Genomic DNA, 13652 nt, shown 5'->3' with positions numbered 1-13652 from the left:
CCGCATCCGGCACGGAACTTCATGCAAAATCCGGCGGATTTTTACATGGTTTTCGTGTTTGATTATATGGGAATTCCAGAATTATGTCAAGTACACAGAGGGGATATGCAAATATGGGAAAGAATAGAAAAACACAGAGGAAAAATGGCGTAGAACAGGGGATTCCTGGAAGGATAGGAAACGTTTGTACGACGAAGGCAGGGGGATAGAAGAGGCCGTTAGGGAGGAAGTAAAAGGGACAGAAAAAAGGCGGCCCGTGCCGCCTAATTTTCGTCATATTTATGTATAATGTTTCATTTGTTGCAAAATGTATGCCCGGTATCCCAGAAATTCCCGGTCATATGGGCACACTTGCAACACAAATTGGATGCGGCCGAGCAAACTGTGGAGATAGGGCCCTGGGGCGCATGACTCGCCCGTCCGCCCTTCGTGGAGCAGATGGGAGGATAGGCCGAAGCGTTGAATATAATAGAGTTCCTGCCGGATGCGCCTGCGGAATTTACGCCCGGCCTGCGGGCGGTCGTTTACGAGGATGCCGGTCACTTGTTGCCGGTTTCCCCGCCGGGCGATAACGGTTTTCGATTCATGAAGAAGGAATCCGTGCTCGCACAAAAGCCGCCGTATAAAACGGATCAGCGTATCCGGTGAAAAGTCGCCCGAAAAGGTCAGGTCGTCGCTGTACCGGGTGTAATGGATTTTACGGCCCTCGCAAAACGCAGCGATTCGGCAGTCCAAAGGGAAAAAGACTAGATTGGACAACAGCGGGCTGGTGGGGGCGCCCTGCGGCAAAACGCCGTCGAGGGTGCAGAGAGTAGCAAAGAAAAAACTCAGGGCCGCGTTGTAACTTTCGGTGGCTCCTTCCCTTGCAGAGGATGCCTTGGCGGATGATTGGATCTCTGGATTCCTGCACAAGGCACGGTCGATGGCCGCATAGGCCGCTGGAAAAGGAATGCTCCCAAAGAAATTAGCGATGTCGAGCTTGACCACGAAGGGTTGCCCGACATGCGGGGCCGCATTGCGCAAAAGCGTGCAGCCCGGCTGATAAGCGGTCGCATGGGGAGAGACTTCCCCCACAGACAACAGCGAAAGGATACCGCGTTGCACCTTTTTAAGCCCAAGGGAGGGCGCCGCAACCGGCCGGTAACCGCCGCTGTGTTTGGCCAGCCAGAAAATTTGGTATTCCTGCCGCTTTTTCCGGGCGGATCGCAGGGACAAAAGCCAATACAAGCTTTTTTGCACGGAACGGATGGAAGCATCTGGCTGGAGCCATTGGCAAAAGTCTTCGGGTGTCTGGATCATCCGCTTCCCTCCTGATTTTTAAAGGTGCGGCGGGGCAACACATCAAACACCTGAAGGGATGCGGGCGCAGCCGTGTGGGAATACACGCAGTGTATCGATTACACGGCGAATCCCGCATGCCTCTTTCTGCCCAGATATCCTATTGGCCGGCGACTCCCCGGCCAGCCGTGCTGACAATAGCCACGGAAAGCGCTGTTGTCCCGCCTAACGAATACTGTATCATATTTCTTTACAAAATTCTATTCTAATTTTGTAACATATCATAAATTCTTTCGTACCAAAGGGAATGTAAAGATTTTTCCACAAATTTTTTAAATTATACTAGAAAAAGTCATAACATAGTGCTATAATACTTTAGGTTTCAACATGATTTCTAGTGAAGGAAAAGAAAGGAGGATCATAATAAGGATCCGTCAGTCGAGCGGATGCCTCATAAAGAAGACCATAATCATTTGGGAAGTTATTTTGATTAAAAGGAGGAGACTTAAGTTGAAAAGAAAAACATGGCGCTCTGCTGTTGCGCTGGTACTCGCCGTTCAGATGGCGGTGGCAAGTGGCGTAACCGCAATGGCGCAGACCAATATGGTTGCTTTGAATCCCAGCAGCCAGGCCTCTGTTTCCGTGGTAAACGACGGGGAAGAGGAGACAATCACTCGTTACCTCAGCGATATGCAGCCTGCGAAGGCGACCGTCGGCTGGGGCAGTTTGATGCTTGATGAGGGCCTTGAAAACTTGCCCTTGAAGCTGCGCACGGAAGACGGCGGCACCAAGGTCTATGAGAAGGGTATCTGCGCACACGCAGCTTCGGAATTGGTTTACGACATCGAAGGCCGCGGTGTGCAGCGCTTCCAGTCCTACATAGGCGTTAACTATTCGAAGTCCCGCGGCACCTGCGGCTTTACCGTTAAGGCGGACGACGAGGTGCTGTTTACGGTAGATCGCATCGCAGAATCCGATCCGCAGCAATATGTGGATGTAGAGATCCCGGCGGATGCAAAACAGCTGATTCTGATTACGACGACGGGCGGCGATTCCAACGATTCCGACCACAGCGTGTGGGCGGATGCAAAATTGATTCTGGACGCCACTGTACAGCAGAATCTTTATAAGGTGACCGCTTCTACGGACAAGACCATTTTGGATGCCGGCGAGACGGTGAATATCAGCTTGTCCGGCACGTTGGTCGACGATAGCGTTGCTGATCTCTCCAATGCAGAGATTTCTTACACCAGCAGCGATAACGAAGTTGCAACGGTCGACGGCAGCGGCGCAATTACGGCGGTAGCCAACGGCTTGGCAACGATCACCTGCGATGTTACATTGGACGGCATCACCAAGAGCGCTTCCATCGACCTGATTGTGGGCGATGAGGTGGAAGGCAAAGTTTGGTCGGTTACTTCCCCGGAGGGTAATGTCGGCGGCATCTTTATGTTGGGCAGTGAAGGAAATCTCTCTTATACCGTCCAGCGCGATGAAAAGTCCGTCCTGGATTTCGGCGCAATGGGCATGAAGACCGAGATTGGCGACTTCTCCGAGGGCTTGGAATTTGTATCGGTTTCCGATGCGACGACCGTGGACGAGACCTATTCGGTCACTTCCCATAAGAAGGCCGAGTACCGCAACCACTATACAGAGCGCACGATTACCTTTATGAAGGACGGCGTGCAATTTGACGTTGTAGTTCGCGCATATGACGATGGCTTGGCGTTCCGCTATGTCATCCATGGGCCGGAGGGCGAGTCCTATGCGGTCGAGGATGAAGCGACAACGTTTAAGCTTCCCGCGGGCAGCAATGTATGGTCGATGGCCTATGGCAGCGGCGCTTATTCCTATGAGTCGCATTTCTATAAATATACGGCAGAGTCGGTCAGCGGCAACCAGACGATCCCGATGCTGTATGAAACCCCGGACGGCACGTTCGGCATGATTTCGGAAGCTTTGCTGACGGGATACATGGGTTCCATGGTTGTGGCGCAGGATGGGCAACTGAAAGTTTCCGCAACGCCGTTGCAGAGCACGGACCCGACCGTAGAGGGAACGTTTGCATTCCCGTGGCGCTTTACCGTTGTTGGCACCTTGGGCGACATCAACGAGAACACCATGACCGAAAACCTCAGCCCCGATCCGGCAGAGGGCGATTACAGCTGGGCAGAGCCGGGCGTTTGCTCCTGGACTTGGCTGGTTGGCGGCGCAAGCATGCAGTCCGATCCGGATCAGATCAAGAAATATATCGACTTTGCATCCGAGATGGGCTGGAAGTACTTCATCATGGACGAAGGCTGGCAGCCGCGTTCGAACCAGGGCGACGGTACCCGTTACTTTGGTGAGTACGGTTGGATTGAAGATGTCATTAAATATGCAAACGAAAAGGGCGTCGGCCTGATCGCATGGGTACACGTCGACGACTTGAATACAGCGGAAAAACGCGCACAGCGTTTGGACCGTTGGGCAGGGCTCGGCATCAAGGGCATCAAGGTTGACTTCTTTGACCGCGAGACCGACGAACGTGTCCAGCTGATGGAAGACGTCTATGCAGACTGCGAGAGATTGCACCTGGTTGCGAACGTCCACGGCGCGAACAAGCCGACCGGCGAAGTCCGCACCCACCCGGGCATCCTGACCCGTGAGGGCATCTATGGACAGGAAATGGGCGACCTGACCGCAGAGCAGTATACGATTTTGCCGTTTACCCGTAATGCAGTTGGCCCGGCCGACGTAACGGAGACGGTTTATCCGAGAGGCAACTCCACCACTTCTGGTTTCCAGGTAGCTTTGTCCGTCCTGATTACGAGCGGCATGCACTGCTTGGCCAGCAGCGTGGAAGATTATCAGAGCAGCCCGGCACTCTCCTTCTATAAGGACTTCCCGTCTGTTTGGGACGACACGCATTTCATCGACGGCTATCCGGGCGAGTTTACCGAATTGGCACGCCGCAGCGGCGACAAGTGGTATGCCTGCGCGATTACTGACGAAGCGCGCGACGCAGAATTCAAGCTCGATTTCCTGGACGACGGTGAATATTATGCAATGATCTATGCAGATGACGGCACGAGCAACCGTGGCCTGAAGCTCGAGATCGAGAAGGTCACGAAGGACGACACCCTCACCGTTCCGATGAAGGACGGCGGCGGCTGCGCAGTCATCTTCACAAAAGAAAAGCCCTCCGCGGCAGAAACCATCGAATTTGCAGAGCATGAATTGACTCTGGAGCGCAATACCAGCACCACGTTGGATGTGACCATTACGCCGGAAGAGCCGCTGATCCCCAGCCTGGTTTGGGAATCCAGCGACCCGTCGGTTGCGACGGTGGACGGTAGCGGCAATATCACCGCTCTGCGTCCCGGCACGGCAGTCATCACAGCTACCTCCCCGGTGGACGATTCCGTATCGGATTCCTGCACCGTGACGGTTGAGATGGAGAAATATACCCTGGACCGCAACACCTGGACCATCGAGCGCGAGAGCAGCGAGAACATCTCCTTCCCGAGCGAAACGTCCATGATCCAGAATTCGCTGTCCGGCGATGTCGACGGAAATACGGATTCCAGCAGATGGCCGCAGAACATGGTGCTCTTCCCGATGAAGGATGAAAACTTCACGGCCACTGTGAAGGTGAGCGGCGGCTTGGATACCGCTTTCCAGACGGTAGCATTGACAGCATTTGCAGATAGCAACAATGCTGCTTCTGTCATGAGAAGATACCACAGCCACTTTGGCGGCAACGTCTTTGAGTTTATGCGCTATCAGAACGGCTATAGCGAGCCCTATGTGGCGGACACCAATCCGTCTGAAGATGCATACTTGAAGCTGGAAAGAAACGGCAACATCTTCAAGGGCTATTATAGCTATGACGGCCAAGAGTGGGTGCAGATTGCAGAGCAGGATTGCACGCAGCTCCTGAGCCAGGACAACGTCATGCTTGGTGTATACACCGGCAACGGCGCTGGTAACAACAACAGCATCAAAATCACAATCGAAGACTTCACCTATAACGACGAGCTGATCCCGTTCGCTGTGAGCACCGAGACCACAATTACAGACGTAGAGCCTGTAGCGCTGGGCGAAGTCTATGCGGGCACTGCATTTGAAGACCTGCAGCTGCCGAGCACCGTTAAGGTGACCTTGCTCGATGGCACCGAGGCAGAGCTGCCTGTCACATGGGCAGCAGGCGACTACGACGGCGATACGCTGGATACCTACACGCTGGAAGGCACCATTACTTTGGAGAACGGTGCATTGAATGTGATGGATCTGAAGGCAACGGCAACCGTCACGGTAGTAGAGGCGCCGGTAGAGGACAACACGATCACGGCAACCTATAACAACAAGGACGTCACCCTGTCAGTGGACGGCGAACCGCAGAAGATCGCAGACCTGCTCGGCAAACTCGAGATGAAGGATGTTGCGACCGGTTCGAATGTCGAACTGACCTTTGCACCGCGCGTGGAAGGCAAGAACTTCCGCTCCGTGAGCATCGACGGCGCAGAGCCGGAGCTCATCAGCGGCGATTCCTACACTTACACGGTTCCGATGGAAGGCGACGGCGTTGTTCTGGACTTCGTATTCGAAGTGACCGATAAGCGCATCCTCGAAGAGACTTACAACTACGCGAAGACCTATGTGGACGACGGCACCGTCGATTCGCTGGTCACCGCAGCGAAGGAAGCCTTCATGGAGGCTTATGAGGCAGCGGCAGCGGTATTGGACGACGACACGGCGACCCAGGCGCAGATTGATGCGGCTTGGAATGACCTGCTGAACGTCATCCACTATCTGGACTTCCAGGCGGGCGACGCAAGCGCGCTGGAAGAGCTGTATAACATTTTGAGCGGCCTGGTGGAAGACGACTTCACGAGCGACAGCTGGGCGGCATTTGAAGAAGCAATGACGCAGGCAGCGGAAGTTATTGCAGACGGCGAGCCGCTGGAAGCGGACGTCACGAAGGCCTATGAAGACCTGCTGAACGCAGCGGAGGGCTTGGTGCGTGCATCCGACCTGAGCAGCCTGAACGACTTGATCGAGAAGGCGGAAGAAGTTGCGGCGGAGATCGCAGAGGGCAAGTACCTGCCGGACGGCCAGGAAGCTTTCCAGGCGGCATTGGATGCAGCAAAGGCGCTGACGAAGGACGACGCACAGGCGACGATCAACGAAGCGGCACAGACGCTGACCGAGGCCATGGCGGCGCTCCGCAAGAAGGCAGATAAGAGCGAGCTGGAAGCAATCCTGAATGAGCTCGAAGCACTGGACGCTTCCGATTACACAGCGACGAGCTATGCAGCGGTTGCAGCTTCCATTGCAAACCTGAAGACCCTGCTGGCGGACGAGACTCTCGACGCAGAAGAGGGCCAGGCGGTTGTGGACAACGCGGTCGCACAGGCGCGCGCGGCAAAGGCCAACCTGGTTGAAGTGAGCAACGGTGGTTCGAACTCCGGCAGCTCCAGCAATGGCAGCACGTCCGCAAACGTTGGCAATGCATATGGCGCTTCCGGTGTTGTGGCAGCAGGCCAGAATGTATCGGCTGTGAGCGCATATGTCCGCAGCGACACGACGGTCAACTTCACGCTGAAGCATGGCCAGGCGTATTGCTTCAAGATGACGGTTGTCAACGGCAACGCTATGACGCCGAGCTTCACGGTCGGCAACGGCGATGTGCTGAAGACGCAGTTCGTGGCGAAGATCGGCAACGACTACTATTACAGAGTCTATGCGATCGGCACGCCGGGCCAGAGCACGGGCGTTTATACCACCCTGCCGGGCCAGAACGCCGTCAAGCATTGCACGGTAACGATTGGCTAATCGAAAATAAAAGGGAAGGCTTTTCCCTAATAAACAGTAAGGACCCAATCCTGGAAGCTCCCGGGATTGGGTCCTTCTGTATTTGATGCTTCTATTTCTCACATGTGGTGCTGCGGAGCTGTGTGTTTTGCCTTTATGAAACAATTTTTCGACTGCCTCTGTAGGGCTTTCCCTGTGGAGCGGAAAACAAACTCCTCACAGTTTGCTTCCGTAGGGAACGCCGTAGGCGCGAGAGGCACTGTGCGCCCGCCGTAGGCGCGGATGACGCTGTGCGTCCGATTGGCTAATCTAAAATAAAAGGAAAGTTTTTTCCTTATGAACAAAGAGGCCCCTGTCTTGGGATATCCTAGGGCGGGGCCTTTCTGCCTATGGCCGGAATAAGAGCGGTGTGAGGAAGGTTTGGAAAGGCTGTATTTGTAAGATGCTTTCCGCTTTTCAAAAAGGGCCAGGGGTGTTTTTGTGTACGCAATTGGCACAATGGTTCCTGGAAAATAAGACGGTATTTCATTTGACTCATTCAATTACAGATTTGATACTGTTCAATTTGCGTAGAAGATGCTATAATAACAAAGATATAGACGGACAATTTAGAACTATTTTTAACAAACCCTTCAAAATTTAGTGATAAACATCCATATATTCGTGGGTGGGCAAGGGATTCGTTCCCAAGCAAGATCGATAGAAAGGTTCGCGTTTAATCGAAAAAGGGGGCGGTGAGTTGTCTCATAAATTGCGCATATGGTGCGCAGCGGTCGCCGTGGCACTGGCCATTTCGCTGCTTTTTTCAGGCTGTTCTCTTTCAGCTCTGGACGCCCAGTCGCTGATGCGCCCTCCGCGTCCTACGGGGGAGCGCGCACAAATCCACGACGAACTGGAAAAATCGGCGGGCGCAAACCCTACTTTAAAATACCCCAGCAGGGGGGAATACCGCTCTGCAATTATTATGCATAGCCTTGTTAGCGCAGGGCAGGAAGATGCCATTGCATTCTATCAGAAAAAAGGCGACAGTGCTGGAATCAATGTCATGTTTATCCATAAAACAGAAGATGGCTGGAAGGCGGTTGGGGATTTTAATAACCCGGCCACTACAGTGGATAAAGTCTGTTTTGGCGATATAAACGGCGATGGGCACGACGAGGCGGTGATCGGTTGGGGAAGTAACCTCAATAACTCGACGACCATTTGCGTGTACTATTATGAAAACGGAAAAATGTGCGAGCTCAAACTGGAGCAGTCGTACACAGAAATGGTGGTTATGGATTTTGACGATGACCACAGCGATGAAATATTTACCGCGAGCGTAACGGTCGGCGACCAACCTGCGATTGCCCGGTTGTTGCGGGTCCGGGACGACCAGTTGGAGATCATCGGTTCCGCCAATCTGGATACGACCGTAACCAGCTATGCCTCCACTACGGCAGGAATCATCAGTGAATCCGGGAACTTGAAAGGCGTTGTATTGGATGGCCGAAAGAGCGCCGATACCTTGGTAACCGAGATGCTGTATTGGGACAAGGAGGCTTCTACCTTGCAATCCCCCTTCTATGACAGCAATGCGCAGACGTCAAACTATACCCAGCGTAGGACACATGCGGTGTCGCAGACGATTGGGGATAGCAAGATTATTGAAATCCCCATTGTGACGCCGATGCCTGGTTATACGACGGATAACGCTCCGGATGAAACAAATTATTTAACGAATTGGCATCGCTTTGATGAGCGCGAAGGGACCTTGGTCCGAAGCGCTTCTATGGTAATGGATTACACCGATGGGTATTCCTTCCTAGTGCCGGACATGTGGCGGGGGAAAGTCAGCACACAGATGGACCCTTCCACGCGGACACTGACTTTCTATGAGTGGGTGGTTGCGGATGAAACCACCGGTTCCGGCGCGATGGGGGCGGCATTGCTGCGCCTACATGTCTTTACAAAGGACAGTTGGGAACGCCAGGAGGGGACAGATGGGTATTACCAGCTTGTGGACAACAACAATTTGGTGTTTGCCGCAGCAATCCCCACGCCGGATAATGCGCTGTCCCTCACAATCAATGATATCAAAAATGGATTTGAGCTGATCCGTCAGGAATAAGATAAAAATATGGGAGTTGTTGAGAGAGGTCCCAGCAAGGTTCACATGGGGAATGGGCGTGGGACGGACGTTTAAAAGTTCAGTAGGAAAGGGTGTACTGCCGTGAAAAAAGTATTGGTTGCAGAGGATGAACAGGCCATCCGCGAATTTGTTGTGATTAATCTGAAACGTGCCGGATACGAGCCATATGAGGCTTCCAATGGGGAGGAAGCGCTGGAAATCTATGAACGGGAGGGCAAGGATTTTGACGTTGCCATCCTGGACATCATGATGCCCGGAAAGTACGACGGCCTGGCCGTCTGCAAAGAGCTGCGCAAGCAGAGCGGCTCGATCGGGATTATCATGCTTACCGCGCGGACACAGGAGATGGACAAAGTCAGCGGCCTGATGATGGGCGCGGACGACTATGTGACGAAGCCGTTCAGCCCGTCGGAATTGGTGGCGCGTGTGGATGCGGTCTACCGCCGGGTTGCTTTGGCGCAGATGCGCGATGAAAACAATTTTAAAGAGGAGATCCGGTCCGGGGATTTTGCGCTCAACCTGCGCAACCGCACCTTGATGAAGCGCGGCGCGCCCATTGAGCTGACGCAGGTGGAGTTTCAGATCATGGAATACTTTTTCTCCAATCCGGGGACCGCTCTGGACCGTTCCGCGATTTTGAAGCATGTGTGGGGGGAAGCCTACTATGGAGAAGAGAAGATTGTGGACGTCAATATACGCCGCCTGCGCATGAAGGTGGAGGACGAACCCAGTAACCCAAAACATATCGTGACGGTCTGGGGACTCGGCTATAAATGGGAGGCATAAATTTAGAGAGGAATCCATAGGAAAGGAGGAAAACCCGCATGGTGGTAAAGGGAATTACAAAACGCTGGCTTTTGAACAGCCTTGGTGTTATACTGATCTTGATCGTCGCGCTGGTTTTCAGCCTTTCGTATGCCATACAAAATTATATTTATTATGGGATTCAACAGGCGATCAACGGCCGCGCAGGGGAATTGACCAATGTTTTCTCCGATTACGGGAAACGTTCTTCGCAGGACTTCCTCACGGCCGCGCGAAATTATGTGGAGAATTTCCCCAACAAGGAAAGCATGGAGTTGATGGTGTTCAATTCCGAGGGGCATATCATCACAACGTCCATTGGGTTTGCGCCGGATCAAAGCCAGCCCATGCCGGATTACCAGCAGGCATTGGCCGATGCGAATGGGTATGGCACATGGACCGGGCGCTTGACCAGCGGGGAAAAGGTGATGGCTGTCACGCGGGTGATCCAAAACGACGCCGGCAGCGTGGTGGGCGGCGTCCGGTACGTTGTTTCGCTGGAGGAAGCGGATAAGCAGATCGGTATGGTGGTAGGGATTCTGATCCTGGCGGGCGTCGTGATCCTGCTTTTTATTTCCACTTCGAGTTACTATTTTATGAAGTCCATCCTCACGCCGATCAAGGAGATTGGCGCGACCGCGCGGCGGATTGCACAGGGCGATTTCAAAGCGCGCATTGAAAAATCCAACGACGATGAGATCGGCCAGCTGTGCGACACCATCAACGACATGGCGGTGGAGCTGGGCGCGGCGGAAAAGATGAAAAATGATTTCATCTCCTCCGTCTCCCACGAGCTGCGCACGCCGTTGACTGCCATCAAGGGCTGGGCAGAGACGATGCAGGGCGGCGGTATGGACGACGAAACCTTCGACAAGGGCATGAGCGTCATCATCCGGGAATCCGAACGGCTGTCCGGCATTGTGGAGGAGCTGCTCGACTTTTCGCGTATGCAGAGCGGCCGCATGACCCTGACAATGGACAAAATCGACATTCTTGCCGAGTTGGGCGAAGCGGTCTATATGTTCAGCGAGCGCGCAAAATCCGAACACAAGTATCTGCTATATGAAGAGCCGCGGATGCTTTCCCCGGTCTTGGGGGACATCAACCGTTTGCGGCAGGTATTTGTCAATATCCTGGACAATGCGTTAAAATATACAGGCGAGGGCGGGACCATCAGCGTGGTTGCCTCCGAGGAGAACGGCTACATCCGGGTCGCCATCAGCGACAACGGCTGCGGTATCCCGCCGGAGCACCTGCCCAACGTGAAAAAGAAGTTTTATAAGGCGAACCAGACCGTCCGGGGTTCCGGGATTGGGCTGGCACTCGCCGACGAGATCATGCGGCTGCATTCCGGCAGCCTGGAAATTGAAAGCCACGAGAATGTGGGGACTGTGGTGACCATCCGGATCCCTGCATTCCTCGAAAAGGCGCCGGACGCCGCGCAGGACACAGAAAGGATATCCGAATAGAATGGCTAGAGAAAAGACAAAACGTATTACTTCCATCGGCGGCCAGGCACTGATCGAGGGCATCATGATGCGCGGGCCGAAGCGCACCGAAATTTCTGTGCGCATGCCGGATGGCACCATTTCTTCTGAAACCCTGGAGACGGACGGCCTGGGGAAGAAGTACAAAATTTTCCGGCTCCCGATTTTCCGCGGGATAGCGGCTTTTATCGATTCCCTTTCCACAGGCTTTAAGGCGCTGAATATCTCCGCAGAGAAGTCTGGGATGGCTGAGGAAGAGGGGGAACCCTCCAAGTTTGACCAGTGGATGGAGCGGGTGTTTGGCGATAAGCTGATGAACGCCATTATGGCGGTGGGCACGGTCCTGGGCCTGCTCTTGGCCATTGTGCTGTTTTTCTTTTTGCCGACCTGGCTGTTTAATGTGTGCGAGCAATACCTCTTTGGAACGGGGATTGAAGCATGGCGCTCCATCATTGAGGGCGCGATGCGCATCGGTATTTTTGTGGCGTATATCGCCATTGTAGCGCATATGTCGGAGATTAAGCGCGTGTTTGAGTATCACGGCGCGGAACATAAGACCATTTTCTGCTATGAAAATGAAGAAGAGCTGACCGTTGAAAACGTGCGGCATCACAGCCGCTTCCATCCGCGCTGCGGCACGAGCTTTATGATTATCATGCTGCTGCTGGGGGTCATCATCGGGTTCTTCATCCCGTTCACAAACCCCATCCTGCGCACATTGGTCAAATTGCTTTGTATTCCGGTGGTGGTGGGCATCGGCTATGAGCTCATCCGTATCTGTGGGCGTTATGACAACCTTGCCACGCGCATCATTTCGGCCCCCGGCCTCTGGATGCAACGGCTGACAGTCAAGGAACCGGACGACAGCATGATCGAAGTGGCGATTGAGGCGATGAAGGCGGTCATCCCGGAGGACGGGACGGATCTGCAATGCCCGTTACAGGCCAAGCAGCCAAAGGAGAAAACGGCATGACGCTGCGGCAAACGTATCAAAAGGGAAAGATGCTTTTAGAAAAGGCAGGGATTGAAACCCCTGCCTTTGATGCTGTCTGCCTGTTTGAAAAGGTCTTTGGTATGGATCGCCAAAAGCTGATGATCCATGGGATGGAACCGGCGGAAGAAGCGCACGCGGCCGCATATTGGGAGCTTTGTGAAATGCGGGCGCAGGGGCGGCCGTTGCAGTACATCCTTGGCGAGTGGCCGTTCATGGATTTTACGCTTTGCGTGGGAGAAGGCGTTCTGGTGCCGCGCGAGGAGACGGAGTTGCTGGTGTATACAGCGGCGGAACGGCTCCGTGTGGGCAGCGGCGCGAAAGGGCCTTGGAAAGGGGTTGACCTCTGCGGCGGAAGCGGCGCAGTGGCGATCGGGCTTGCATCCCTGCTCCCAGGGTTAGAGATATCCTGCGCAGAGCTCTATGCGGATGCTTTCCGGTTTTTGGAGGCCAATGTCCGCCGGCTGGCAAGCAAGGCCGTCCATCCGGCCCGGTTAGATGTCTTGTCGCCGGAATCGGCCGCACCGTTTTCCGGGCTAGATCTCGTGGTGTCAAACCCCCCTTACGTGGAGGCGGGGGTGATTGCGGGACTACAAAAAGAGGTGCAGCAGGAACCGCGCACAGCCCTGGACGGCGGGGAAGATGGGCTGGTGTTCTACCGGGCGATTGCGCAGCTATGGGTCCCGCGTTTGAAGCCCGGCGGCGTTGCCGCTGTGGAGATCGGGGAAGAACAGGCGCAGGCCGTGACGGAATTGTTCCAAGAGGCGGGTGTGCGGGAAATCGAAGTGCGCAAGGATTTTAACGGGTTGGACCGCGTGGTCGTAGGATGTTTTTATCCGGGGCCATGAGAGGGGAAGGCCCTGGCAGATGAAATGCCAAACGAAAAGGGTCCCAGGGATTGACTTTTTCCAATAGGAGGAGTATACTCAATTCAATTGAATAGGATCTTCAGGGCGGGGTGCAATTCCCCACCGGTGGTATAGCCCACGAGCCGCATGGCATGATTCGGTGAAACTCCGAAGCCGACCGTATAGTCTGGATGAAAGAAGATCGTGTATGGCAGAATAAAAACGTCTCTGCACGCATGGATTTGCTCTGGAATGTTGGATTCCAGAGCTTTTTTATGTTCTGTGGCCAGAAGCCCCCTGCCATTTCAGGATGCCTT

7 protein-coding genes and 1 riboswitch are annotated in these 13652 nt (G+C 54.1%); of the genes, 6 read left to right on the top strand and 1 reads right to left on the bottom strand.

Features of this window, described 5'->3' with window-relative positions; all coding sequences use genetic code 11:
• Positions 1–279 precede the first annotated feature (279 nt).
• A complete protein-coding gene (locus B5F54_RS11400; RefSeq protein WP_087234281.1) occupies positions 280–1299 on the bottom strand; it encodes a reverse transcriptase family protein in 1020 nt (339 codons plus the stop codon).
• Between the two features lie 489 nt (positions 1300–1788).
• On the opposite strand from B5F54_RS11400, the gene B5F54_RS11395 reads away from it, so the two are divergent.
• The 6 genes from B5F54_RS11395 (at position 1789) to prmC (ending at position 13335) form a co-directional block, all read left to right on the top strand.
• On the top strand, positions 1789–7095 hold the full coding sequence (locus B5F54_RS11395; RefSeq protein ID WP_172749716.1) for a glycoside hydrolase family 97 catalytic domain-containing protein: 5307 nt from the start codon (positions 1789–1791) through the stop codon (positions 7093–7095).
• Between the two features lie 718 nt (positions 7096–7813).
• On the top strand, positions 7814–9184 hold the full coding sequence (locus B5F54_RS11390; protein WP_242969688.1) for a VCBS repeat-containing protein: 1371 nt from the start codon (positions 7814–7816) through the stop codon (positions 9182–9184).
• Positions 9185–9286: 102 nt separating this feature from the next.
• The gene (locus B5F54_RS11385; RefSeq protein WP_087234277.1) at positions 9287–9991 is read left to right on the top strand and encodes a response regulator transcription factor; all 705 of its coding nucleotides are present in this window, start codon (positions 9287–9289) and stop codon (positions 9989–9991) included.
• A 38-nt stretch (positions 9992–10029) separates the two neighbouring features.
• On the top strand, positions 10030–11478 hold the full coding sequence (locus B5F54_RS11380) for a sensor histidine kinase (RefSeq protein WP_087234275.1): 1449 nt from the start codon (positions 10030–10032) through the stop codon (positions 11476–11478).
• 1 nt (position 11479) lies between these two features.
• Positions 11480–12469: a DUF1385 domain-containing protein gene (locus tag B5F54_RS11375; protein WP_087234273.1), complete on the top strand. Its 990-nt coding sequence runs from the start codon at positions 11480–11482 to the stop codon at positions 12467–12469.
• The gene (gene prmC, locus B5F54_RS11370; protein WP_087234271.1) at positions 12466–13335 is read left to right on the top strand and encodes a peptide chain release factor N(5)-glutamine methyltransferase; all 870 of its coding nucleotides are present in this window, start codon (positions 12466–12468) and stop codon (positions 13333–13335) included. Before B5F54_RS11375 ends, prmC begins: the two co-directional genes overlap by 4 nt.
• 92 nt (positions 13336–13427) lie before the next feature.
• Positions 13428–13542: riboswitch (FMN riboswitch) on the top strand.
• Positions 13543–13652: the final 110 nt, after the last annotated feature.

The organism is Anaeromassilibacillus sp. An250 (genome assembly GCF_002159845.1).
In the GTDB taxonomy this organism is placed as follows: Bacteria; Bacillota; Clostridia; order Oscillospirales; family Acutalibacteraceae; genus Anaeromassilibacillus; species Anaeromassilibacillus stercoravium.
This window is presented reverse-complemented; position numbering and strand designations above follow the sequence as displayed.

Excerpts from the sequence above, each read along its gene's own strand:
- prmC (WP_087234271.1), top strand. The coding sequence starts at position 12,466 with ATGACGCTGCGGCAAACGTATCAAAAGGGAAAGATGCTTTTAGAAAAG.
- B5F54_RS11380 (WP_087234275.1), top strand. The coding sequence starts at position 10,030 with ATGGTGGTAAAGGGAATTACAAAACGCTGGCTTTTGAACAGCCTTGGT.
- B5F54_RS11400 (WP_087234281.1), bottom strand. The coding sequence starts at position 1,299 with ATGATCCAGACACCCGAAGACTTTTGCCAATGGCTCCAGCCAGATGCT.
- B5F54_RS11375 (WP_087234273.1), top strand. The coding sequence starts at position 11,480 with ATGGCTAGAGAAAAGACAAAACGTATTACTTCCATCGGCGGCCAGGCA.